The 24,963-nt window shown below is 44.4% G+C and carries 22 protein-coding genes and 1 riboswitch; of the genes, 4 read left to right on the forward strand and 18 right to left on the reverse strand.

The window, feature by feature from the left end; all coding sequences use genetic code 11:
* Window positions 1–248 precede the first annotated feature (248 nt).
* The 12 genes from ABN764_RS19210 to ABN764_RS19265 all read right to left on the reverse strand — a co-directional run bounded on the left by ABN764_RS19210 (window position 249) and on the right by ABN764_RS19265 (window position 13,646).
* Window positions 249–1,316, reverse strand: coding sequence for a HAMP domain-containing sensor histidine kinase (locus tag ABN764_RS19210; RefSeq protein WP_446672769.1), 1,068 nt, complete (start codon window positions 1,314–1,316; stop codon window positions 249–251).
* The gene (locus ABN764_RS19215) at window positions 1,309–2,019 is read right to left on the reverse strand and encodes a response regulator transcription factor (RefSeq protein WP_021255341.1); all 711 of its coding nucleotides are present in this window, start codon (window positions 2,017–2,019) and stop codon (window positions 1,309–1,311) included. The genes ABN764_RS19210 and ABN764_RS19215 overlap by 8 nt, the downstream gene beginning before the upstream one ends.
* Before the next feature lie 125 nt (window positions 2,020–2,144).
* On the reverse strand, window positions 2,145–2,723 hold the full coding sequence (locus tag ABN764_RS19220; protein ID WP_174807843.1) for a class I SAM-dependent methyltransferase: 579 nt from the start codon (window positions 2,721–2,723) through the stop codon (window positions 2,145–2,147).
* A 360-nt stretch (window positions 2,724–3,083) separates the two neighbouring features.
* Complete coding sequence (locus ABN764_RS19225) at window positions 3,084–3,959, reverse strand: radical SAM/SPASM domain-containing protein (protein WP_268625082.1); 876 nt, start codon at window positions 3,957–3,959, stop codon at window positions 3,084–3,086.
* Between the two features lie 222 nt (window positions 3,960–4,181).
* Entirely contained in the window at window positions 4,182–4,796 is a 615-nt protein-coding gene (locus ABN764_RS19230) for a response regulator transcription factor (protein ID WP_446672770.1), read from the reverse strand.
* A complete protein-coding gene (locus ABN764_RS19235; protein WP_446672771.1) occupies window positions 4,774–6,336 on the reverse strand; it encodes a sensor histidine kinase in 1,563 nt (520 codons plus the stop codon). The genes ABN764_RS19230 and ABN764_RS19235 overlap by 23 nt, the downstream gene beginning before the upstream one ends.
* A gap of 72 nt (window positions 6,337–6,408) precedes the next feature.
* Window positions 6,409–8,373 (reverse strand): ABC transporter permease, encoded by a 1,965-nt coding sequence (locus ABN764_RS19240; protein ID WP_446672772.1) that lies wholly within the window; start codon window positions 8,371–8,373, stop codon window positions 6,409–6,411.
* A 14-nt stretch (window positions 8,374–8,387) separates the two neighbouring features.
* The gene (locus ABN764_RS19245; protein WP_446672773.1) at window positions 8,388–9,137 is read right to left on the reverse strand and encodes an ABC transporter ATP-binding protein; all 750 of its coding nucleotides are present in this window, start codon (window positions 9,135–9,137) and stop codon (window positions 8,388–8,390) included.
* A gap of 338 nt (window positions 9,138–9,475) precedes the next feature.
* Window positions 9,476–10,114 carry a DUF1349 domain-containing protein gene (locus ABN764_RS19250; protein WP_174807837.1) on the reverse strand — a complete coding sequence of 213 codons (639 nt, stop codon included), beginning with the start codon at window positions 10,112–10,114 and terminating at the stop codon, window positions 9,476–9,478.
* A 95-nt stretch (window positions 10,115–10,209) separates the two neighbouring features.
* The gene (locus ABN764_RS19255) at window positions 10,210–10,674 is read right to left on the reverse strand and encodes an OsmC family protein (RefSeq protein WP_174807836.1); all 465 of its coding nucleotides are present in this window, start codon (window positions 10,672–10,674) and stop codon (window positions 10,210–10,212) included.
* A 151-nt stretch (window positions 10,675–10,825) separates the two neighbouring features.
* Window positions 10,826–12,349, reverse strand: a complete 1,524-nt coding sequence (locus ABN764_RS19260) for an ABC-F family ATP-binding cassette domain-containing protein (RefSeq protein WP_072730123.1) — start codon at window positions 12,347–12,349, stop codon at window positions 10,826–10,828.
* Between the two features lie 499 nt (window positions 12,350–12,848).
* Window positions 12,849–13,646, reverse strand: a complete 798-nt coding sequence (locus tag ABN764_RS19265; protein WP_268625076.1) for a DUF6612 family protein — start codon at window positions 13,644–13,646, stop codon at window positions 12,849–12,851.
* Window positions 13,647–14,109: 463 nt separating this feature from the next.
* Between ABN764_RS19265 and ABN764_RS19270 the strand changes: the two genes are divergently transcribed.
* From ABN764_RS19270 to ABN764_RS19280, 3 genes are all read left to right on the forward strand, one after another.
* The gene (locus ABN764_RS19270) at window positions 14,110–14,550 is read left to right on the forward strand and encodes a helix-turn-helix transcriptional regulator (RefSeq protein WP_268625075.1); all 441 of its coding nucleotides are present in this window, start codon (window positions 14,110–14,112) and stop codon (window positions 14,548–14,550) included.
* Window positions 14,547–15,737: a macrolide family glycosyltransferase gene (locus tag ABN764_RS19275; RefSeq protein ID WP_446672774.1), complete on the forward strand. Its 1,191-nt coding sequence runs from the start codon at window positions 14,547–14,549 to the stop codon at window positions 15,735–15,737. Before ABN764_RS19270 ends, ABN764_RS19275 begins: the two co-directional genes overlap by 4 nt.
* Before the next feature lie 338 nt (window positions 15,738–16,075).
* Window positions 16,076–16,165, forward strand: a riboswitch (cyclic di-GMP riboswitch).
* Window positions 16,166–16,375: 210 nt separating this feature from the next.
* Window positions 16,376–18,970, forward strand: a complete 2,595-nt coding sequence (locus ABN764_RS19280) for a CAP-associated domain-containing protein (RefSeq protein ID WP_446672775.1) — start codon at window positions 16,376–16,378, stop codon at window positions 18,968–18,970.
* A 138-nt stretch (window positions 18,971–19,108) separates the two neighbouring features.
* On the opposite strand, the gene ABN764_RS19285 is transcribed toward ABN764_RS19280, so the two are convergent.
* The gene (locus ABN764_RS19285) at window positions 19,109–19,882 is read right to left on the reverse strand and encodes a DUF6612 family protein (RefSeq protein WP_174809813.1); all 774 of its coding nucleotides are present in this window, start codon (window positions 19,880–19,882) and stop codon (window positions 19,109–19,111) included.
* A 169-nt stretch (window positions 19,883–20,051) separates the two neighbouring features.
* Window positions 20,052–20,903, reverse strand: a complete 852-nt coding sequence (locus tag ABN764_RS19290) for a DUF6612 family protein (protein ID WP_174809812.1) — start codon at window positions 20,901–20,903, stop codon at window positions 20,052–20,054.
* A 197-nt stretch (window positions 20,904–21,100) separates the two neighbouring features.
* Here ABN764_RS19290 and ABN764_RS19295 point away from each other — a divergent pair, with 197 nt between their 5' ends.
* A complete protein-coding gene (locus ABN764_RS19295; protein WP_446672776.1) occupies window positions 21,101–21,661 on the forward strand; it encodes an SLOG family protein in 561 nt (186 codons plus the stop codon).
* A 185-nt stretch (window positions 21,662–21,846) separates the two neighbouring features.
* Here the strand turns inward: ABN764_RS19295 and ABN764_RS19300 are convergent, their stop codons facing one another.
* The 4 genes from ABN764_RS19300 to ABN764_RS19315 form a co-directional block, all read right to left on the reverse strand.
* Window positions 21,847–22,470 (reverse strand): GNAT family N-acetyltransferase, encoded by a 624-nt coding sequence (locus ABN764_RS19300; RefSeq protein WP_446672777.1) that lies wholly within the window; start codon window positions 22,468–22,470, stop codon window positions 21,847–21,849.
* Window positions 22,471–22,639: 169 nt separating this feature from the next.
* Window positions 22,640–23,068: an NUDIX domain-containing protein gene (locus ABN764_RS19305; protein WP_446672778.1), complete on the reverse strand. Its 429-nt coding sequence runs from the start codon at window positions 23,066–23,068 to the stop codon at window positions 22,640–22,642.
* A gap of 119 nt (window positions 23,069–23,187) precedes the next feature.
* Entirely contained in the window at window positions 23,188–23,787 is a 600-nt protein-coding gene (locus tag ABN764_RS19310) for a response regulator (RefSeq protein ID WP_446672779.1), read from the reverse strand.
* On the reverse strand, window positions 23,784–24,914 hold the full coding sequence (locus ABN764_RS19315; RefSeq protein ID WP_065291312.1) for a sensor histidine kinase: 1,131 nt from the start codon (window positions 24,912–24,914) through the stop codon (window positions 23,784–23,786). The genes ABN764_RS19310 and ABN764_RS19315 overlap by 4 nt, the downstream gene beginning before the upstream one ends.
* Window positions 24,915–24,963 lie beyond the last annotated feature (49 nt).

Here is a 24,963-nt window from a genome sequence, read left to right on the forward strand (position 1 = left end):
TTCTCTCGCGATCCATATGCTAGTGATACCATATCATTCCTGTATTGTGAAGACGATGCAATCCTTTTATGGTTATTTTATCCACGAAATAGATCACTCCTAAGATTGTTGATTGATTGCTTAGGTGATCGTCTCCTTATCAACACCATAAAAAAGCACATTCCCAAATGAACTGGAAATGTGCCCTCTCCTACTAGATCTATTCTATTGACTCCATGGTATAGGGGAGAAACCAGACTTATCCATTGTTACTGACTGTCCAGCGGGAGCTCCAGACGGAACGTGAACCTCCCCTCCTCATGCGACATGCTGAGCTGACCACGATGCAGTCTTGCAATATGATAGGCAATAGATAGGCCGAGACCCGCCCCGGGGCTATCGTGTTGATCGTTACGAGAGGCTTCCGCCTTATAGAACCGCTCGAACAATCGCTGCTCCTGTTCCTTCGTAATAGGCTGCCCCCAGTTCTCTATTTCCAGCCATACTGTATAATTCTGCTCCCAGAGCCGCACCGTAATTTCTCCGGGCCTTACCGAGAACTTGTACGCATTCATTAGTAAGTTATCCATTGCTCGAACAAGCAGTTCTGCATCTGCCATTATCATTATCGCACGTTGGGATGCATGGACAAGTCGAATCTTGAGTGACGCCTCTCTTGCCAACGGTTCAAATTCAACAAGCAATTGGCGGAGCAGTCCGCTCAAATCAAGACGAGAGCGCTCGATTTCCACTCGATTGTCAGCTAGTCTTGTATATTCGAACAAATCATTGATCAGCTGGCTAAGCTGCTCGGTCTTCCGGCATGCATTGTGAAGGTAGCGCAGCTGCTCTTCCTTGCTCGCTGCCTCCTCTTGCTGCAACAAGTTCAAGTATCCAATCAGACTCGTCAGCGGTGTGCGTAAATCATGCGAGACATTCGTAATAAGCTCCATCTTCATCTGCTCGGTAAGACGCTCTTTCTCGATCATCCGCTGCAACTGTCCCGCCATATGGTTAATAGAATCTGCAATAATGCCGAGTTCATCCTGTCTATCCAAGGTTACACGGGATTGCAGATCTCCCTCAGCAATAGACAAGATCCCCTCTGTCAATCTCTTTAAATCTTGTAGTAAACCACGTGTAAAGAGAAAGAAGTATGCAAGGTATAGAAACAGAAACACTAATGGACTGACACCGTGACCTATTAAATAGGACGATACCGTATCCATGAGCGCCATTGTAATAAAGGTACAAAACAAGCTGAGAAGCGCAAACCAGAACAAACGTCCTCGGATGTTATGCTTACCATGCAGCATCGCCCATATCCTTCTATTCAATCCGATACCCCACTCCCCATACGGTCTTAATATACTGAGGCTCTCTAGGGTTCTCTTCAATCTTTTCTCGAATATTGCGGATGTGCACCATTACTGTATTGTCCGTGATGAATTTGTCTTCCTTCCAGACCAATTCAATAAGCTTATCAATGCTGAATACATGCCCCCGCCGCCGTGCCAGCCGCTCCAATATCGAGAATTCAGTAGGGGTGAGCAGCACTTCCTTCCCCCGAACAATAACGAGATGCCGTTCCGGATATATGCATAAATCCTTTATTTCGATAAACGTTTCATCTGAAATCGGGGGCGCCTGCATGATGCGTTCTTCCTGTTCCGCGAAAGATTGTCTGCGCAATTGAGCCTTCACCCTCGCCAGAAGCTCCATCGGATGAAATGGCTTGGCGATATAATCATCCGCACCTGTATGAAGTCCAGTGATCTTATCCAGACTCTCTCCTTTGGCGGAGAGCATGATAATCGGCACCTTCGTATGTTGGCGAATGGCCATGCATGCCTGCATACCATCCATATTCGGCATCATCACGTCCAGAATAATAAGATCAATATGTTCATGCTGCAGCAGTTCCAATGCCTGAATCCCATCTGCTGCCTCAAACACGGTATAACCTTCATTGTGCAAGTAAATGCGGAGCACATCTCGTATGTCCGCATCATCATCTGTTACTAATATCCCTTGACTCATCCCATCCTTACTCTCCTTTCTGTAAAGCAAGTATACAGCTTAAGAGAAGTGTATGAACAATCCAATTGAAAAAGAAATGATATTCAACTCCCAAAAGGATCGAGAGTCGAAGGCCGAATACCCGATTACTGCAACCCGCTCCCTTTCCGGCATACATATACGAAGGCTGGTGGAACGTTCAGAAACACAAAATGAATATTCTCGATATCAAAATAGCGAGCCAATTGCGGCTTCATTTGTTGAGAGTATTGGAATGCAACGAATAAACCTCCCGGCTTAAGCGATGCGTAAATTTCCTCGATCAGATGATCACGCAACTGCTGCGGGAAGTTGAAGAATGGCAGCCCGCTCAGCACACAATCCAGCTTCTCCCTACTTTCATCCCCCAATATCTTGCCTAGCTCACCAGCATCCGGATAAGCAGCGTATTCGGGATAGTTATCCTGCAAACGCGCCAGCAACAATGGATCCTTCTCGAACAAAATCACTCTGGCCGTATCACGTTTAACCGTATCGATAAATCTGGTAATGGCCCCTGTTCCCGCGCCTAATTCGGCAACATGCTGCACCTCTTGCCAGTCCACAGCATCCATCATGCGCTGCGCGAGAAATCGTGAGCTTGGCGTAATGCTCCCTATCTGTTTGGGCGTTCGAAAAAATGTATTTAAGAACAGTAGCTTTTCCCGAATCATGTTCACACTCATTTGACGTCTCCCTTTCGCTCGTATCCTTGGTTGTTATTATCATATCCAACATGTCTTGGGATCATAGGGAGTTTGCTCTGAATGAGTTCTTAATGAGTTCTGAAGAATTTCTGAAGGGATAGATTCTACGGATAAAAAATCTCCTGTTGTTTATATATCAACATTTTACAACCTTGAAACATTTTGATAAACCCTTGAAATATATTCTTCCTTAAATTAGAGCATCGCAACAATACTAAAACAAATAAGCCCTTATCACCCTCGCGAGGATGGTAAGGACTTCAACTTTCAACTTATTTCGAGAGAAGGGCATGCTTCCTACCTTCATGCGCTGCTGTCGCTCAGATTTACATCATTCAGCTATGTGCCAAACCGCTTGCGATACCCACACTTGCGGCACAACTCCTCTACAGCTTCTCTCCGGGAGAATCCGTAGAACAAGTTGTTCGCTCGCTCACTTTCAACAATCTCTGAGAATGAGTCACGGTTCACGTTGCCGAGATTAATAACTCCTTCGCCATCCAAGCAGCACGGTACAACGGTTCCGTCCACGAGTATCGCTGCTTGGGAACGAAGCGCATGGCAGAAGCCTTTGCCATCATCCTCCGGAGCGCTCAAGCTTGGCCATTCAAATTCATGGTCTTGATTCAAATAAACACGATCTGCGATCTTAACACCACTGCCTGGGATAATTTTTTCTTCAATTCGATAGTCCAAATTGAATTCTTTTTCAATAATTTCAAGCGTCTCGCGGTTGCGATTGCGCTCCATATTCGTCTTATTATCCTGTGTCAAATTCCATAGTCGAAACGAGAAGATAACCTTATGCTCTTCAGCTTCACGCACGAACTCCAAAATATCAGCAAGATACTTGTCGCGGTTCTCCGAGCCAATATGACCATCGAAGCTGTGAAGCGAGAAGTTCATCTGGCGCAGCGCTGGCTTGCCAAGCAGCTTATGCTTGTTCTTGCGTATAAGCGTACCATTCGTCGTAATGTTGACCTTGAAGCCCTTCTCATGGGCTGCGTCTAATAGTTCATCGATCTTCGGATGGAGCAAGGGCTCTCCTTTGACATGCAAATAAATATGATTCGTATGCGGCTTAATCTCATCTAGAATATGATTGAATGCATCCAGCTTCATGAAGTTCGCTTTGCGTTCTGTCGGCGGACAGAACGTACAAGCCAAGTTGCATACACTGGTCAGCTCTATATAGACTTTTTTGAACGTTTTCAAGATTGTTCCCCATTCTATTGTAGTAGTTCCGTACTGTCCTCACCCTCTACTATGCACGAAAATGCCCCTGCATTCAACTTAATCTGGGCGGAACATACAGGAACTAGCGTGGAAGAGCCTAATTCCATCACGCTCGACCCCGACGATAGCAGGAACAACACTTATGAATAGCAGATATGTCCGTTCTAAGAGCGCCGATTGGCCTCCCTATGAAATATCCCATTAAATCATCTTGAACGTAGGTTGTATGTAGCCAAATTGAATTCCTTTCGCAACGGCTTCAAGCGACGAGGTTACATTCAGTTTCTCAAACGTATGCTGCAGATGATTCGACACGGTTCGCTCGCTGATATGCAGCTTGCCGGCTATTTCTTTTCGCTTGTATCCGTCGCTTAAGAGCTGGAGAATCTGCTTTTCACTATCTGTCAACGTCTCTATAAAATCGATGGAAGCAGGGAAATAGGTCTCCCCGTCTTGAATTTGCAGCAGTGCACGAACCACCTCTTCAGGGTTCATATTTTTATTCAAGAATCCTTTCGCCCCTATTTTTTGTGCTTCATACCTGTATACCGGTAGATCATAGCCGGTCAACATAACAATTCGGGCATTCGGAATTTCGCGTAACACTTTTTTGGCAAGCATTATCCCATCCTCACTGGCCGAGGAATTAAGGTGGATATCCATCAATATAATATCAGGCTGCTCTTTGATGATCACGGAAACTGCCAGAGCAGTATCCGTAACGGATTGAAACCGCTCGATTTCAGGCGTGCCTTCCAGTGCGATTTCCAGGCTTTTCGCGAACAAAGCATGATCATCGATCAAGATAATGTGCATATGAGCCCTCTCCTTTCATCAAGAACTTTACTGTAACACACAATCCTCCACCGTGGGCCTCTTCCAAGGTAATGGAGCCATCAATCAGAGCAAGCTGTTCCCGAATCGACTGCAATCCCTTTGGTAATCCATCCCCTGCAGATTCAAAATTCTCCAAGCCAATACCGTTATCTTGAACCCTTAGCTTAACCTGCTCAAGATCAAGAGAGAGACGGATGTCCAGAGAGGTTCCGTGCGAGTGCTTAAAGGCGTTAGTGGCAAGCTCCTTAAGCATTCGATACATCATATAATTGTAGGGCTCTACCAGAAAGAAAGTATCGTCGCACTCAAATGAAATGGCAAACCTTCTGGTTGGATACGTTTGCTGAACCATACTCAATAGATTCCTTAAATTTTCTTTCAATGTAAGGGTATTAAGCAGGGCCGGTTGGTACTCCTGCATCTGCTGTCGGATCGACAGATTTAGGCGGTCCAACGCTTCCATGATTAACCCTCGGATTTCGGTGCGATCCGATTTGTTCATCATATTACGGATGGAAAGCAAATCCTGAAGAATACCGTCATGAAGGTAATGCGAGAAATCTCTTTGGATAGCTTCTTCTCGTTTGATCTGCAGCAAAGTTTGCGCATAATGGCTGTCTATATTCTGCATCGAGCTGTCGCATGCCGAGTCCGACTGGTTTTTGGCAAAAACATACAGGAGCAAGGTATAAGCTTGCATGCACAAAAGCATTCCATGAAGAATGACAGAAAATTCGCTTGGCTTAAGCCGCAGCAGCAGAGTAATTAGGCTAAACAGGGATATGATTCCGCCCATAAGAATGAGCATTGATTTCCTACGAAACAACATGACAGGGAAATCTTCCGCATGTGTTAGCGCAATCCGGTGAATGCTTAATAAAGGCAGAAAGAGAAATGGATAAATGCCAAGACCCTCTACGAATTCCGGGTTTGTACCAAAGTACAGCACATAGCCGAAAAAAATCAGAGCTGCCGTTAAAGCAGGTACGCCGAACTGCTTCCATTCGTTGCGGAGCACAAATAGAATCCGCTTCCGATGTACATAACACAGGCCAATGCCTACTCCAAAGCTAAGCACAAGCTGGAACAAGTAAAACAAATGAAACCATGAGTCTTGAATCAAACCCAAAAATACCGTGAATACGCAAGCACCTTTCAATAGGATGTCGGCCTGTTTCTTGTATAAGTACGCCGCATCCTGAAAGAGAAAGGCCGATATAAATCGGTAGACTGCGTATAACAGCACCGAACCACAGAAAGAGAGCAGTTGGGCAAACTGCTCGTCTCCTGAATCGATGCTTAGCAAGGTATACCAGCCAGACAAGATTAACAGCCACGTAAACCGGGTCAATACTCCGCTGTTTTTCAGATTCATGCTGCTGATGTATACGGCATCCAGCGTGATTACAAACATGAGCACCAGCATGATCACATCCGCAACGTCTATATCACTCCGAAAACCGGATAAATGTCCATACACGAGGTAAGCGATAATTAGTAGTTCATTAACGATCAGCATTATTTGTCTGTACAGATATCTGTTTTGAAAAGGGATCGCCTCCGTCCGCGATAATCCATGAATTGAACTCCATTACCGGAGAAATACAGTCCGATAACAAGCGCGTCTCGTAATCAAATAATAGATGCCGAATATAACTCCGGCAATAACCAGGGACATTGCGACCGGAACAAAAATCTGCCAGCTTTGTCCCAAAATATCGTCGATGAGCAGCCCTTTATAGCAAATCAGCCCGCAAATGCTGTGGAAAAGACCGATACCGAGAGGGATTGCATACATCATAAGAATTTGACTTCGAATCACTTTCTTTATTTTCTTCTTACTGTAACCCATCTTACCGAGGATCTCATAATCGCTCTGTTCATAGGAAACGGCCGAGATGTTATGGAAATATAGGATGCTTCCCGCCGCTATGAAGAAGAGTACTGTCAGAAAGCCAAGCAATAAAAAGGTGGAACTGTTGCCGGACATGATGTCATACGTCCGAGCATAAGAGCTCGCGAAATAGGGATTGTCCTTCAAGACTGGACGCAGAGCCTCATAAGCCGCCCTGCTGTCTCTTAAATTCTTGCCATCTATGCTCATGACCGAAATCTTGGGGAGTCCAAGCCCGGATAAACGATGATACATCTCATCTGAAACGATCAGAGTGCCTACACTGATATTAAATCCGATTGGATTTGAAAGCGTTGTGTCCCGTACAGTGATATCAAGTAATTGGTTATCAGGAAGAGAAAGCCGGTAGATTTGTCCGACATCTCTCTGCTTCGGATCGGAACGGTATTTAACCAAAATGCTGTTGCTATCTTCCAATTGTATATATTCCGCTTTCTTGCCCTGCTGATGCAATAACCGATTATAGTCCGACAAAGCCATCAGTTCAAATCCCGGCTCCCTCCCCAGGGCATATTCTGCTGGAAGGTTGTCCGATTGGGATTGGATCTTTATAAGCATAGATTGTTGAGCTGTAAACTGCTCGGAACCGATTGCCTCATTTAATGCTTGAACAGCTCGATCTGCCTGATCCGGCTTCTCGATCGGGAACTCCATCGCAGACGGAATAATGCGACTCACTGCCGCCACGGGATAATACATGGTCAACGCTGTAGAACCGAATACGCCCAAGGTACCGGCAATCAGCAGGGACAGCATAATCAAGGTTTTTGCGTTGGTTCGGATACGGGAAATAAACTTGGGTATCGTGACAATTGCAATGTCTTTGTACAGCAGGCTTTTCCGATGTTCCAGCTTACGGAACAGATACGGAAGAAAGGAGTAAATAACAAATGAAGTCCCGACTGCAATCATCAGCACCATTGACAGCCCCATCGGAGCAACACCGATGGATTTCCACAGAGACTCTTTGCCCCGCATGACATCAATAGCGAACAAATCGCCAGAGATCATGAGCACCAGCCCCAATATGGCCGCAGAAACGCGAACCTTGATCGGTTTTTCAACTGTTTTTTCAAGCCGGACAAGACGTAACAGCGTCGTTTTGCGAAGCAGCCTCCAGTTGGACAAGCTGAGCACCAGAATAACCACAAAGACAAAAACAGCGCTATAAAGCACGGCCTTTCCGTTAAATAACGGGATAGATGAGGTATTAATCTCTAAATTAAGCAGCAAGGAGACCCCTGCGACGATCCCTTTGTGGGCCAACGCTCCCATAGTGATCCCGATAAGAAGAGCTCCTAAACTAATCAGGATGTTCTCAATGGTCAATAATGCAAGCATGGCAGACTTTCGGTAACCTAGCAGCGTATATATGCCCAGTTCCTTCATCCGGCTCTTCATAAAAAACTGATTGGAGTAGGACATATAAAATAATACAAAAGCCATTAAAAAAACGGAGATGGTGCGTGTCATGGTTTCTACTCGGCCGTCTTCCGATATTTTGGACATCATGATGTCATTTAGCGAAAATGACATAAAGGTGAAGAAAACCGTCAAAATTAGAGCGACTGAAAATAGATAGAGCGAGTAGAACGATAGATTCTTCCTTACATTTTTAAAAGCAATAGTCGTTAATTTCATTACAACACCTCTTTTTAGCGCGTCTCATCCAACAGCGCAATCTGCTCCAGAATGGTTTCATAAAAGGAGCGCTGATCTTGAGTCTTGCGTTCAAGCACATTAAAAATCCGCCCGTCCTTAAAAATCAGGATACGCTTGGCAAAGCTTGCAGCGTACGCATCATGAGTCACCATCAGAATTGTTGTGCCCAATTCTTCGTTAGCTTCGCTTAACGTTCGCAGTAATTCGGTGGCCGAATTGGAATCCAGTGCTCCGGTCGGTTCGTCCGCGAATAAGATCGCAGGCTTCTTAATAATAGCTCTTGCTGCCGCAACCCGCTGCCTCTGTCCGCCGGACAACTCACTGGGATATTTCCCAAGCTGCTGGGATATGCCGAAGCGTTCGGCCAAGGAGCGTATGGAGCGGTCGATTTCCCCTTCGGACAGCCCTTTTAAAGCAAGGGGGACAGCAATATTCTCCATGACCGTTAGACTGTCCAGCAAAAAATATTCCTGAAAAATAAATCCAAGATGCTCGTTGCGGAAATCTGCTGCACGAGTATCGTCAAGTTTACTGATATCTACACCGTTAATGGTAATTTCCCCGTCTGTCGGTGTGTCAATGGTGGATAATACATTAAGCAGTGTCGTTTTCCCGGAGCCAGAAGCCCCCATGATGCCGATAAATTCCCTAACATGCACGTCAAAAGATATTCCGTTCAAAGCAGGTCTCTGTACGGAATTGTATCGTTTGGTTACGCTCTTAGCTTGCAGCAGGCTTTGCATAAAATCTCCCTTTCTATATGTTTGTATATACACCTTAATTTTTTTGGGATAGAAAGGCATGAGCAATTCACGCAAATTGGTTAAATAGAAAAATCTGAATGCGACCGAGTAAACTTCCTGAAGCTGTTTTAGTCCGGTGCGAGTTAAGGCGACGAAGAAAACTTTGCTTTCTGGGAGCCAAAAACGTAGAGGCAATCGTCAAATACACTACGGAGCACAAGGAAAAATAAAAAGGCCAAGTTCTGGGATAAGATGTACCCACTAACTCGACCTTTTTTCGAATCTATCGGCTACCTCAAAGGCAGTCACGTAAAAAACTTTCTCCATACAGGAACACATTAAGCATACACTTGAGTTCGATCATCCGATAGTTCTTCAATCGCTATGTAATCAAAATGTGCCTCATATCCTTCTCCCTGCGGACTGCATGCATAGATGCCCACTTGAATTGGCTTCGACTCCTGCTCGAACAAATGGGTCATGCGAAGCTGCTTCCATGCGGCACCATCCAGCGAGTAATCGACATAAAAGTCATTGCTAATCCGGGAAATACGGAAGTAGACCGGAGCATCCCCATTATCAACCTCTTGGGTTGACCAGTCCGAATATCCGTGGTTCGTTACCACTGCGCCGAGCTTATTGCTGGCATCCGGAATATATTCTACAGATGTTTTGAGCCAAGTGTCTGGCGAATAGCGAACCATTAGCCCTGCTTGGTCATAACGGTGAACAGGATAGGAATATACCTTGGTCGTCAGCCTGAAGTTCCCCTCAATTTCTGTATATAGAAAATGTCCATTATCGACTTCAAAGCCATAATGTGTCTTTTGCCAGTAATCGGTTTCTTTGGCGGTGCGAACAATGAGTTTTGCAGATTCTTGATTGATCTCCCACGCTCGAGGCGGCGAGTACCACATCAAGTTCGTGTTCAATTGTTCATGTTCAAAATTTTCATGTAGTCGAATTGAATTGCTCATCTGAATTGCCTCCATGTCGTAGTCTCTATTCCATCATAGGTGGAATCATCCCTACTGTACAGGGGCGCAATTAAGATTACGGTGCATCTCCTACATTATGTTGTGACCTGCGGAGAGTCCTGTTCCAGAATAATGCCATTCAATACAAGTCGAACAGGAGCACTAATCGTATCCCCAACCGGACATGTACGCTCAATGAACTGCACGAATTGTTCGACCTGCTCATAGGAAGCATTGCTCTTCACATGGATGTTGTAGCGAATTTCAGAATAGCCTCGGCGCACGTCAGATTTGTTCATGAAGCCATCTGTATCCAAATCCCCCTCAAGCTCCACCCAAAATTGCTCCAGCTGAATATTGAATTTACGGGCATATGCTCTTGCCACGATGGACTGGCAGGCGCCTAACGCACACAGTACGACTTCAACCGGATTCATTGCCGTATCCGTACCGCCCAGCGATTTCGGCTCGTCAATCGTAATCTCGAAATTCCGTGATCTCGCCTTTACAACCATTCCCTCTTGCAGATGTGCAGAAGCAGTAAATGTTTCAAGTGGCATTCATATAACCTCGCCTTCCTATTTTAACCAACATTATATCACAGTTAAAAAATATGAATAGTGAGAATGTTCTCTTGCTTCCAAGAAAAGAAGGGAGACTGCAGCTTTCTGCAATCTCCCTACTATGGTCGAGCTGCAAACCGAGCAGCCTTTATTTCAACGACCACACCTGTGTAACCCAATCTGCATAAAAGTCAGGCTCATGAGATACCAGCAGCACTGAACCAGTGTAGCTGCGCAGCGCCTCTATAAGGGCCTCCTTCGCCCGTGTATCCAAGTGATTCGTCGGTTCATCCAACACGAGCACATTGCTGTCCGTCAGCATCAATTCGCATAATCGCACCTTAGCCTGCTCTCCGCCGCTTAGCGAGCTGAGCGGCTGCCGAATATGCTCCTCCGTCAACCCAGTCATCGCAAGCAGCTTGCGTATCTGCTGATGTGTCATGTCTGTACGGAATGCGCATAATTGATCAAGCGCGGAATCGTCGGATACGAACAGCTCTTGGGCAAAATAAGCCACCTTCACCCGCTCTCCTTGACGAACATTGCCATGCAATGGGGTTAATTCTCCAAGCAGCGTCTTAAGCAGCGTTGTCTTGCCAACCCCATTATGACCGACAATCGCAATCTTCTCTCCTCGTTTCATCAACAGATTCAGAGGCGAGCATAGCGGCTTCGCATAGCCGATTTGCAGCTGTTCAGCCCTCATAATTCTACCTTCAGGCTCCACATGAACTTGGAAAGAAAACCGCGGCTTCGCACCAGAAGTTGGTCGATCAATCCGCGTCATGCGTTCCAGCATCTTCTCGCGGCTCTTGGCCTGCTTCGCCTTGCGAATCTTATTTTTCTGAACAAAATCTTCGAGTCTGGCAATTTCCTTCTGTTGTCGGCTATACGCTTCGTGCTGCTGCAAATTATTAAGCTCGTATACGCTGCGGAATGCCTCGTAGTTGCCTACATAACGCTTAATATTCTGGTGCTCGACATGAAAGATCGACGTGGCAATTTCATTTAAGAAAGAATTATCATGGGAAATGACCAAGAAGGCTTGCTTATACCCCTTCAAATAGCCCTTCAGCCAATCAATGTGCACCTCATCCAAATAGTTCGTCGGTTCATCCAGCAGGAGAACATGGGGCTCTTCCAAGAGCAATCTTCCTAGAAGCAGCTTCGTGCGTTGACCTCCGCTCAGCTTCTCGACATCCCGATCCAGACCAATATCAAGCAGCCCTAAGCCTGCTGCGATCTGTTCCAGTTTCACTTCAATCTCATAAAATCCCGAATGCTCCAGTCGATGCTGAAGCTCCCCATACTTGGCAAGCCATAACTCCAGATTGTCAGCATCTTCGGCCATCTTGTGTGCCAGCTCCATCAAATTCTGTTCCATGGCATAGAGGTGACCAAATGCCCCGCGCAAATAATCGAGCACGGTCATCCCAGGCTGCAGATCAATATGCTGCTGCAAATAACCTACCTTCACATGAGGCAGCCACTCCACCTTCCCTGCATCCGGCAATAGCTCACCGGACAGGATACGCAGCAATGTTGATTTGCCCGCTCCGTTGCTGCCTACAATTCCGGCATGCTCCCCCGGAAGCAAGCGAAAGCTAATATCGAGAAATACTCGCTTATCTCCATAAAAATGGGTTACTTCTTCTACAGATAACATACTCATCTCATTCTCTCCTTTGCATGTGCGTAAATGATGCTCAACGCCAAGCGAGAGAACAGCTTCATAAAGAAAGTATTTGCTTGTGTGTATGCAAAAAAGGGCAAGGCGAACGAATCGCCTTGCCCTATACAAATAGCCCATAATAGGTAGTTCAATTTATCCTTAGTGCTGCAGACTAATACGAACAGACCGTGTCTGTTGGTTCCGCTTGGTTCTGCACCCAAAGTTCATGAACGCGTACTTGTATATGAAAAAAGGAATCGGTTCTTTATCCACTGTTCTTCGATTGGCATTAAGCTAAAAATGGGCAGACTTCTCCCGTCTTAAGCCAATTTCCGTTGAAGAACAGTTGACAATACCGCCATCCCCTTTCTAATCCTCATCATCATAAAATGGTATTACGAGGAAAATCATACACGATCATAGCTCGTCCTGTCAAGAATATGCAAAAACCGCCGCATTCAAAAGATGCGGCGGAATCAACCAGTAGAAAAATAACTTCTTATTGAGCGCTTTTTATAATATGCTGTGGCACTTTAATCTGAGGAACCACATTGTGTCTAGTGTATGTTGAGTTACTTACAAAATGCTCCTCAATTTTTCGTCCGGACTCTTCTCCTGACTTGGTATATTCTAAAGCGGTACTCATAAGAAAATAATTATCCTTATTGATCCGATATTTAATGACTATGTTTTTCATATCGAGCATGATTTGTTTATTACCCTTTTGCTCCGACTTTTCCTGTTCTAATTTATCCTCTTCCTTGCTTGGTAACTCCGACCACAAAAAATGTTCCGCTTCCTTAGCCTTTTCATTTTCCAAACTCACTGTCACAATATAATCATTGCCTTCAGAATTAATGACCACTTCATTTACATACATCTTGATCTTTCTAAAGAGCTCGCTCAAATCCATATCTTTCCGTATTTGAGTTGGATTCATCGAACCATCCGGCAACTTTCTCCATTCACCGTCATATTGGAGGAAATATGATCCTTCATTCGTTTCGTACTTTTTTAACGTTAGGTTTACTTCATCAGACTTTATCGAATTTTCGAAATATACACCTATCGGTTCCTTCGTATAGTCAAATCTTATATTTGTTATCTTAGACTCTTCTATATTATGGTCTACTGTGAGTGTTTGTGTTTGAACGAAATCTACAGAGAAGCTCTTTAAACTTTTCTGCGCTTCAATTGCTTTTTGTAATAATTCATCAATTGTCGGCATCGTGTTACCGCATGCCGTTAACCCTAGTAATGATAAGAATGCTAGTAGTATGGTTATCCGTTTTTTCAAAATAACAGCCCCCTAAAATAATCTGCTTTACCTATGTTAGCCAATTTATAAAGAAGGGAACAGTAAGTTAAAACCTATTACTTCAATAAAATAGAAGCATTTAGACATCATCGATACATCTAATGGATACAGAAAGACTGTCGACAGTCTTGTTCTTTAACAGAACACCTCAGTTTGTATTCTCTATTAATTTGGTATGATATGGACAAATAACAGTGCACAAGTATTGGATATATTGCGAAAAATGTGTTGCAAAGGACGTCTTGCCCAAACCTCCATGTTCTCCTTCGACGAGCTTGTACCTAAGGATCTTTTGGTTCGCAAAATCGAATACGGCGCTATCGACGTTAGCTTCATCTATGACCTGTTCTTCGCCACAATTCTTAACATAAAATGTTGCGAACTGTTGATAGATTTTCACCTTGGTTCTTCTATATATTTAACGTATATGGAGATGAAAAATATGATTGGTATGAATATTCGTGTGTTGCGTAAAAAGCATAAATTCAGTCAGGAGCAATTAGCGGAGAAGGTAAACGTATCACGACAGACCGTAGCAAAGTGGGAAAATGGGGAGGCCTTGCCCGATATTTTTAAATGCAAGATACTCGCTGAACTTTTTCAAGTAACCCTGGATCAATTATCCCGTGATATGAGTGAAGAAGCGGCGAATCAGCTCGCCCCCAAGGGGAAGCAGTTCTTTGGTGTTGTGAAGGTAGGTGATCGGGGACAGATTGTCATTCCCAAACAGGCACGCGAAATGTATCAGATACAAGCTGGTGATAAGCTGATTGTCTTGGGGGAAGATGCGACAAAAGGGATTGCTCTCTTAAGAAGTAATCATTTCATGGAATTTGTAGAGATGATCCAAAAAGCGGAGCGAGAGGTAGATGAATCAGAATGAGCAAAATTGTATTTTTTTCGATACCCGCACATGGTCATACCAATCCAACCATTCCGGTGGTTGCCGAGTTAGTCAATAGAGGCCATCAAGTTTGGTACTATTCCTTTCTAGAATTTCAGGGAAAAATAGAAGGTGCTGGTGCTGCATTCATTGCTTGTGATGAGTTCTTGCCCCAGCTTTCACAAAAGGAATTGGATCGCAAGGTTGGCAAAGATTTTACAGCATTAATTGAGATGGTTGCCGATACTACCATCGCTTTGGATGAGAAGGTATGTCAGGAATTAAGGGAAATTCAGCCGGATTGTATTGTATCTGACTCTATATGCTTTTGGGGAAAATTATTTGCTAAAAAACTAGAAATTCCATATGTTTGTTCGACTACTACCTTTGCTTTTAATCAGTACACCGCGAAACTGATGAAGCGTGGTTGCATCGATGTATGGAGGATGATCGTGGGTTGGCCCCGAATGAACAGAAAAATTCAGTTGTTAAAGAATCATGGTTATGAAATAGGGAACGTTGTATCGATTGTTCAAAATAATAATGAAACAGACACCATTGTCTATACCTCGAAAGAATTCCAGCCGATGGCGGATACGTTTTCTGAGCGATATGCTTTTGTCGGACCATCCATCAGACAGTCTCCGTCGATACAGATTAATAAAAAAGATAGAAAACTAATCTACATTTCACTTGGGACGATACTGAATCAAAATCAAGATTTTTACCAAAAAGTTATTCAGGCATTTGCAGATACGGACTATGATGTTGTGATGTCAGTTGGTGAAAAAACGGAGATTGCTTCTCTTGGCAACATACCAAGAAATTTTACAGTGAATAACGTCGTGGATCAAATATCGGTATTGCAAACAGCCGATGTATTTATTACCCATTGCGGTATGAATAGTGTGAATGAAAGCCTTTATTTTGGAGTTCCAATGGTTTTATTTCCGCAACATAGCGAACAAGGATTAGTGGCTGATCGGGTTGCTCAACTGGGTGCAGGTTTACAGTTGAAAGGAAAGAAGCCAAAATATTTGGCAGCAGCGGTATCTGAGGTGTTGACGAATCGGACATATCAGGAAAATGCGCAAAAACTGTCAGAAACTTTTCAGAATGCTGGTGGTGCAGTAGAAGCGGCCAATGTGATTTTAACTAAATTCGAGCGAAGTCTTAATGGTATCTGATAATTTCGTATTGAACTATAGACAAAAAACATAAAGAACTCCCGCGGTATAGATATCACGGGAGTTTGTCTTCAATCTAACTGAATCCAATGGAAATAGCCTTAGAAATATGGTCTCGACTGTTAGATGAAAATAAAGTTGTAGACTGGGAGAGCCAATGAAAAAGACAATTGCCGAGCGATAACTCGTACATCACATATGTATTCCCGGAGCAAGCAGATACATAAATATCGAACTGGGTTGATAGACCTGGTACTTGATGAATTTTGCGTACCTATAGGCACAGTTGTATACAAGCTGTTCATTTACATGTTACTATAGACATTTAATCTGTAACATTTGGATAATGGCAAACCCTAGCGAAAGCAGGGGACGCAAAGCCACGGGTCTAATGTATTTCACAATGCGATGACAGCCGGGTTGCCCTAATTGCGACATTACGTGCGTCTTTTTTTATTGCGCTGCCATTAGGGTGGCGCTTTTTTTGTGCTATTGTAAAGCGTCCCCGGTGTTCATCTCATTTGATCGCAGAATGTAAAAGAATAGGAGATGAAATGATGCGGCCATGTTGTACAGCAACCAACAACGCAATGTACCAAGAACAGCATAAACACATTAAAGCAAGAAGAATACGGCATATGACGATTACAGCTAGCGCTGCGCTGTTAGCCGGGATGCTTATCTATCAGCCGACCCTTTATGCAGCGGATAAGCCGGTCGGTAGTAAGATTACTGTCACGAAAACGAACAATGCTCCGCAGGCAGGGGCAAACCAAATGCAAGGTATCACCATAGGAATGAGCGAGGATCAACTATTCCAAAAAATCGGACTGCCGGTTCGCAAGGATCTAAGTGAATATGGCTTCGAGTGGTATATTTACAATCAGGATTATAAACATTACTTACAAGTTGGTGTTCAGGATCACAAGGTCGTTGCACTCTATACGAATGCGAATGATTCTTATGGAAGCATTGGATTCGGTTCAACCAAGCAGGAGGTAGAGGCAGCCTTCGGATCTTCCCTCAGTCAAATTAGGAAAGGCAATACGATTTACAATATGGACAACAGCGGACAATATAGCCTGTACAAGGTCGGCGGTATGTATGCAACCGTGTTCTATGATCTCCATCAAGGGAATACGGTGACGGCTGTCCAATTTATTGCCCAGGATGTGGAACTGGCGTTCAAGGGGTACTTTGGCACGCCTAGCAAGCGATTGCAGACAAGCTTTGAGCAACAAATCCTCGATTTGGCTAATGCTGTGCGTGTCCGCGAGGGCATGAAGCCATTGAAGTGGAATGAAAAGGCTGCGGGAACTGCTCGCAAGCATAGCGACGATATGGGGCTGAGAAGCTTCTTCGATCATAACAATCCAGACGGCAAATCCCCGTTCGATCGGCTGAAGGCGGACGGAATCGTATACCAAAAGGCAGGGGAAAACATTGCTGCTGGACAGTCGAGTGCCATCTTCGTTCACGAGAACTGGATGAACTCGAAAGGACATCGTTCGAATATTTTGGGAGACTTTTCTCATCTAGGGGTGGGTGTGTACTTCGGGGGGAATTCAAATGTATATTACACACAGAACTTCGTCACGCAGAATTCCGTCGACGATAAAAAGCCCGATCCCGATGTTGTATCTCCTAGCCTCAGCAAATCTAAGGTTCTGACAGGAGATCCATTCGATGTAAAGGTCGAATATTCTGTGTCGAAAGCAGTATATTCAGCTTCATTCAGTCTTACTTATGACAGCCGCTTGACTCTCTTAGATATAAAGCCAAGCGTTACGATGGCTACCTATCAAAAGTTGAACTATCCAGATGTCCCACTTATCACGACAAAGAACATAACCGATTTACCTAATGGCCAGAAGCAATTGGATTACTCCGTAAATCTCAACGGAGGCGCTTATGAAGGAGACGGCGACATAGCAACCATCGCTTTCTTGAGCGACCAAGAAGGGAAATATACCTTCAATCTTGTAAATGCGAATCTGTTCAACGCAAACAATGAACGGATCCGAATCGGTTACATTCACTCGTCTACCGTTGATGTCATCAAGCCGTCTGTTCCGAATCCGAAGCCAGAGTTGCCTATTTCGTCTTCCTCATCTGAAGGCTCTAGAGGTTCTAGTAGTTCTACACCTTCGACTTCTGTGGGAACAATTCCAGCCGGTAAGACGATGAAGGCAGGATTATTGGCAGAGACGATGAAGGAGCATGCAGTGAATGCGGAGTTCAAGATAAATGCGAATACCGTAAAAAAACAGCTGCAGGACAAAAATGCCAAGCAGGTTCAACCCGATATTAGCGATGTAAGCATGAAGGATTACAATGAAGTCTCCTTCACGCTGGACAAATCGGCCGCCAAACTGCTGCAGGAATCAGGCAAGGATTTGCTTCTGTCTACAGCCGAATTCGATATTACCATTCCGAACAAGTCTATTGTGGAACTCATCGGAACGAGCGGACTCGAGCTTGTGGTGTCTCTTGCAGAGCATAAGGACAAAGGATTTAGCAAGCATCATGGCGAGACGACCTTTACGTCTCCGATGATCACGATCCGTGGGCCGCAAGAAGCAAAGAATATCCTGTTGGAAATCTCCTTGAAGCTGATGGAAGCTACAAAGGATATTCGTAAGGCAGGCGTGTACGCAGAAGCTCAAGGCGTAACAACAAATGCTTGGAGCTATAAACTGGCCGGAATGAAGGCAGCTGATAAGAAGCATATATCCTTCCAGGTCACGCAGTTCGGCACCTACACGATTGCAGAGCATGCAAGATCCTTCAATGATCTTACTGCACATTGGGCAAAGGATGAAATTGAAGTCATTGCAGCTCACGGACTGTTGTGCGGCAAAGACAGCATACACACATTCAAGCCGAACGACGTTATTACCCAAGCGGAGTTCGCCACCTTGCTTGATCGCTTGACGAATAACGGAAAGACTTGGGAACAGCGGATTGCAGAGCCTGGGGCACGTAAACCGATTACTCGCGAAAAAATGGTAGTGATGCTTACGCGGGCATTGAAAATTGATCTGTCCCATTCAAGCGCTTCGCTTGGATTTAAGGATGAAGCACTCATCTCACAGGATGCAAAGACAGCCGTTGTGTACGCAGTGAGCAAAGGACTTATCAAAGGAACCACCGATAACAAACTTGATCCGGCGGGAACGCTCACTCGAGCGCAGGCGGCACTCGTTTTGTACCGCGTGATACACGAGCAATAAGATATTCATCATGACACAAAAAGCAGAGATCCTAGATTAACACATAGGATCTCTGCTTCTTTTTTTCCTTTTACGGGGTGTATATTTTCTCAGTCTATCACTTTATTTTCTTTCTTCATCGACAATCGAGATCGTATCCTATTGAGCGTTGTCGATTACGTCCATCGGCACTTTGATTTCGGCCACTTCGTTATGCTTCGTAATCGTGCTCGTCACCTTCATGCTGATCGAAATCTTCTGTCCGTTCTCTTCCCCTTCGAGCACAAGTGTAAAGCCGCTCTTCGTCGGGAAGTAGGTTTCCTTATTCACGCCATATGTCATGGTAAGCGTCTTAACATTCATCTTGCCAAGCGCTTCCGCAGCTTCTTCACCAGATGACTCGGACAACAGCGTCTTCGCCAACTCCTTGCCTTTATCGCCAGACATATCCGTAGTCATGATGTATTCGTTACCTTCCACGGTAATCTTCGAATCTTTCTCTAACGGCTTGAATTTATCGAGATTTTGCGTCAAACTCATTTGGCTTTTAATGTTCATTTCCCACTGGCTCTTCAACTCATCCGGAACTTTCGCCCATTCGCCATTGACCTGAGAGTATGCTCCTTCTTTGGTGAAGTATTGTTTAATCGTTTGGTTCGTTTGGTCTGACACAATTGACGTATCTTGATAGAAACCAAGCGGTTCCTTTGTAAAGTCAGTTTTGATTTTAATATCCGATTTTTCTTCTTTGCTGCTGTCGCCTTGAATCCCATTCACTTGCTCAACATGGACATCCATTGAATAGCTCGTCAATGTTTTACCCGCATCCGTAGCCTTTTGAATCAATTCTCCTGCCGTAGGTGTTGAGTTGCCGCATGCTGTAATGCCTAGTACTACCATGATCGCTACGAGTGCTGCCGTCCACTTCTTCAAAACCGTCTGCCTCCCAAAATTAGTATGCTCCCTCATAGTAACCAATATCGATAGACAGACAAAGTGAACGTAGCCCTATTCCGAAACAGAAATTAGTAGAATAGAACTATTAATGCCATAAAAAAACCGCCAAATCCGTAGATTCGACGGTCTAGGCTATACATTGCGATTACTTAGCGCTGTCCAATACTTCTTGTGGCACCTTGATTTCGCCAATCTCGTTATGCTTCGAGAATGTGCTTGTCATAACCATTTTGAGTTCAACTTTCTGACCTTGCTCTTCTGCTTCCATAGACATGTCGATATCGGAAATTGTTGGCTGGTACGACTCCTTGTTGACGCCAAACTTCATCTTAATGCTATTAATTTTCATGTCTTCAAGCATTGCTTCCATTTGCGGATTGCTACCAGAGCCGGATTGGCTCAGCGCCTTCGCCAATTCTTTAAAGCCGTCGCCGGACAAGTCTGCCGTTAAGATATAGTTAGTTCCTTCTTCGGAAACCTTAGTATCTTTTGCAATCGTCTTAAATTGCTCCAAAAACCGCTCCGGACTTACTCCTTTTTCGGCACCCTCCAGGACTTCAGCCTTCACGTCAGCAGCTTTCGTCCATTGCTCGTTCATTTGCGAATAGATGCCGTCCTTCGTAATGTACTGAACAATCTTTTGTTCTTGTCCACCTACGGACATCGTCATTTCTTGATGCAGGTTAAACGGGTTCTTCGTAATGTCGCTTTTCACCTTAATATCTGTATTTTGCTCTTGCTTCTGATCTCCTTGGCTAATCGTAATATCCTGCTTCACTTGCCCTTCCGAGGAGAAACCCTTCAGCGACTTGCTTGCATCAATTGATTTTTGAATAAGTTCATCGACAGATGGAACCTGAGCATCCTTTTTCTCTGTCTCAGTTGTCGTCTGTGCTGTAGAAGAGCTGTTTGCTCCAGCAGCGTCTTTTTTATCTCCACAAGCCGTCATGCTTACTACTAATATTGCCCCCAACAATAGTGCAACCCATTTTTTCAAAACTTTTTCCCCCTAAATGTTAGTATACTTACTCATATTAACCAATTCATACGTCTCTGTAACAGGGATTTTAGAACTAAAACATGTGTCAAATTGATGAATAACTAGCTATTTAGTCCCACTCTCTGTATATTTATCATTTTTAGTTCTACCGTTTATAATCATATACATAGATACATTCTCGGAGGAATCATACATTGAAAAATCTACTCGTTACCGGCTACCGAGCTCACGAACTCGGCATTTATAACAATAAACATCAGGGAGTTCCCTATATACGCAAAGCCATAGAATCTCGCCTTATTCCGCTAATTGAAGAAGGATTAGAATGGGTCATCACACCTGGCCAGTATGGAGTCGATTTATGGGCTTGCGAAGCTGCTATCTCGCTGAAACAACAATATCCGCAGTTGAAATGCTCCATTATTACGGCGTACGCCAATCCTGAAGCACAGTGGAGCGAGGAGAAGCAAACCTATTTCGAAGAAATTATGCGCGGAATCGATTACTATGGCACGGTGAGTAATGCTCCCTACAGTGGCAAATGGCAGTTCATCGCAAGGGACGAGCTGCTGTTCCGCAAGACAGATGGCATTCTGCTCGTCTATGATGAGGATTCGGGAGAGGCAAGTCCGAAGTTTACGAAGGAACGCGCCTTGAAGAAGCAAGAAGAAGAAGGCTATATCTATATCAATATCGGAGGAGAGGAAATTCAAGCGATTGCAGATGAGGAGCAAAGCAGCATGTTCTTCGAGTGAAAAATTGTTTTGAATAAAATTCGCTTGGTCTAGTGAAAACGGATATGTATCAAGTATGTAAGGGAGCAGGGGCTTCAGTTAATCGTTCCAAAAAAGTAATAGGTCGACTCTATAAAACCAGCGGCAGCTTTGTGTTGTAAAATAGTACACTGCCGCTGGTTCATTGAATGAATACAGCCATTAGTTCAATCATTTTGCATCATAAATTCCTCTAATGTTATCCTCATTAGTTGGGTATCTTTATATTCTCCATCAAACAATTCTCTTTCATGTAGTACTTTTATCTTGTTAAATCCACATTTTTCATAACTCTTGATTGCTCTGACATTCACGATTTGTGGATCTATGTAAATATCCTCAACTTCTCGCTCGGTAAATAAATACCGAATGATAAGTTTCAATGCCAGAGTTCCGATTCCCTTATCCCAAAAATCAGTCTCTCCTATAAATATATCTAGTCCGAATTGCGGTTGATCAAGCTTTGCTCCATATTCATGAATTTCATCCTGTTGTAACGGATAGAACTGTAAATATCCTATAGAAGCATTATTAAATTCAATAATACACGGGGTGACATAATGCTCTCCTCTTGCCCGTGGCCCATATTTTCCTATAATCTGTTCCCATGTAAATCTGGTCCTTGGTCCTTCAATAAAACTTAGGATTTTTTTATCATTCAGCCATTTATATAACAAAACAAAGTCTTCATCAGCATAAGACATTTTTCTAATCGATACCTGACCATCCGAAGCAAGCATTACGTCTTCCCCCTCTAATGGTTTATTTTGTTCAACCCCATCAACTAACATCTTGCGATATCTTTTTCATCTCAGTAATTTTGAGGAATAGCAGAATACAAGAACCCTGTTGCTGAAAGTAGTTTTGTTCGGTTTTGTCGCTCTGCCACATTATTTCCCGGAAAATGTTGCACCCCGCTCATTTCCACACGTTCCACTTAAACCAAACTAGATTCAAGCCTCAAGCTTTTCCCAATATTCGATCTATTGCAGGCTTCGTAAAGCAGGCCAATTGCTCGGGCAGCTTGTCCAGGGAAAACCAACGCATATCCCCAATTGCTCCGTCTGCCTCATTATTGCGTGCTTCTCCTCCCTGTACTGTTGTATCGTAGATGAGGGACACCCAGTGTTCATCATTTTCGGGACGGATCGTTTCCGCTATACATAGCAATTGGGTCACCGTTATATCCAGGTTAACTTCCTCCTTCACCTCACGGATAACGCATTCCTCTAATGATTCGTACATATCCAGCTTGCCGCCAGGAATGCTCCATGTTCCTTGTTCCGGGTTCCGGTTGCGCTTGACCAACAGAATTTCATCATTTTGATTGCGAATTACCGCTCCTACACCTAATTTCGGAATTGCTGTTGTATGATTTGTAACTGTCATTGCCAATCACTCCTTAATCGAATATTCACCATCATTAGACTATTTAGGTCATGCAATGGTTTCACAAAAAAAGGAGTCGCGCATTGAGCGCACTCCTCCATTTCTATCGATATTCAGCCTTACTTGAACCAGCCCTTCTCCTTAAACCGCGTAATCGCCTCAATGCGATTGCCCACATTAAGCTTGTCGAGAATAACTGAAATATAGTTGCGCACGGTTCCTGTCGTGATATACAGCTCTGAGGCAATTTCCTTCGTATTCTTGCCGTCTGCAATCAGACAAAGCACTTCCTTCTCCCGCTCTGTCAGCGGATTCTCTTCCGAGTATGCTTCATCTACCAGTTCAGAAGCGTAGATCCGTCTGCCTGCCATAATGCTGCGGATTGCATCTGCCAGTTCCTCGCTCGGGCTGTCCTTGAGCAGATATCCATTCGCGCCTGCCTTCACGGCTCTCTCGAAATATCCCGGACGGGCAAAGGTCGTCAGGATCACGACCTTGCAGCCTGCGCCCTTCAGTTCCTCAGCGGCATCCAACCCGGTCTTCCCTGGCATCTCGATATCCATCAGGCATATATCTGGATTGTGCTCATGAACGAGCTTCACAGCCTCATCCCCATTCCTTGCCCGCCCGACAACACTCATATCCTCTTCCAAATCCAGCAGAGACGCTAGCGCTCCAAGCAGCATCCGCTGATCTTCCGCAATGACAATACGTATCACGTCCCCACCTCCTTAATAGGCTGCTTCGTCACGATCGGCACTTGTATGATGATGGCCGTACCTTGATCACATACAATGTCCATACTTGCGTTAATGAACTCAAGCCGTTCCTTCATTCCAAGCAAGCCATTGCCTGTCGACTGAAGGCTGGTATCCATTCCAACACCATTATCCTGCACCTTAACCTTAAGTTCTGCTTGCGAAGATTCAAATTGAATCGAACAGGACGTCGCATTGCTATGCTTCACAATGTTTGTAACCGCTTCTTTCAAGCACATACTGAGTACATTTTCATAAAGAAGCGAGATATTCGCAGGCTTGCCGCCTTCTAGGCTAAACTCAATTTGAGCCGCCTTCAAAATTTGCTTAATACGGAACAGCTCATCCTCCAGCCGCGTCCCCCGCATTTGCGTCACCAATTCCCGCACTTCCTTCAAGGCCGTTCTCGCTGTCTGCCGCACATCATTGATTTCTGCTTGGGCACGACCGGGATTCTTATGAATTAGCTTGCCTGCAAGATCACTCTTCAGGCCGATGAGCGACAGCTTCTGACCAAGCGTATCATGCAAATCACGGGCAATGCGGTGTCGCTCCTGCAGCTTCACCAGATCCGCAATCCGCTTGTTGGCATCCTCCAGCTCTCCTTGCAGCTTATCTCGCTTGTTGCGATTATAAGTCGTTACTGGGAGCAGGATAACTCCGATCATGCTGACAAGAACGAATGGCAGCTGCGTGATGAGCACCGGATTCTTCGTTACAAATCCATAGTTGATCGTCACAATCGTACTAATCAAGTGGATGGTATATAACGTAATAAAGCCGATTTTGTGCTGAATATTACCGATAAAGAACGCCAGAAACAATGCAAAGTATACATATCCGAACAGTACCGTCATTGTAATGGAAATAATCACTTGGAAGGAGGTCCAAAAGTAGACCCACCATCCCTTCGATACAAACGACAACACATAGCAGCCGAAAAACGCCAGTATCATGACTACGCCAATACCAACTTCGTATGGCGAAGAGGCCCGAAATATAAAGTAAAAAGGAAGGATATAAAAGACAACCCACACGTACGGGCTCAATCCCGTACTCCTGTGAAATATGTGATACCACTTCTGCATGATTGTCTTCCTCCATCCTCTTGCCATATTTAATTGTATCTTACCATAA

Origin of the sequence: Paenibacillus wuxiensis (assembly GCF_040195695.1) — a bacterium.
GTDB classification, from domain to species: domain Bacteria; phylum Bacillota; class Bacilli; order Paenibacillales; family Paenibacillaceae; genus Paenibacillus_B; species Paenibacillus_B suaedae.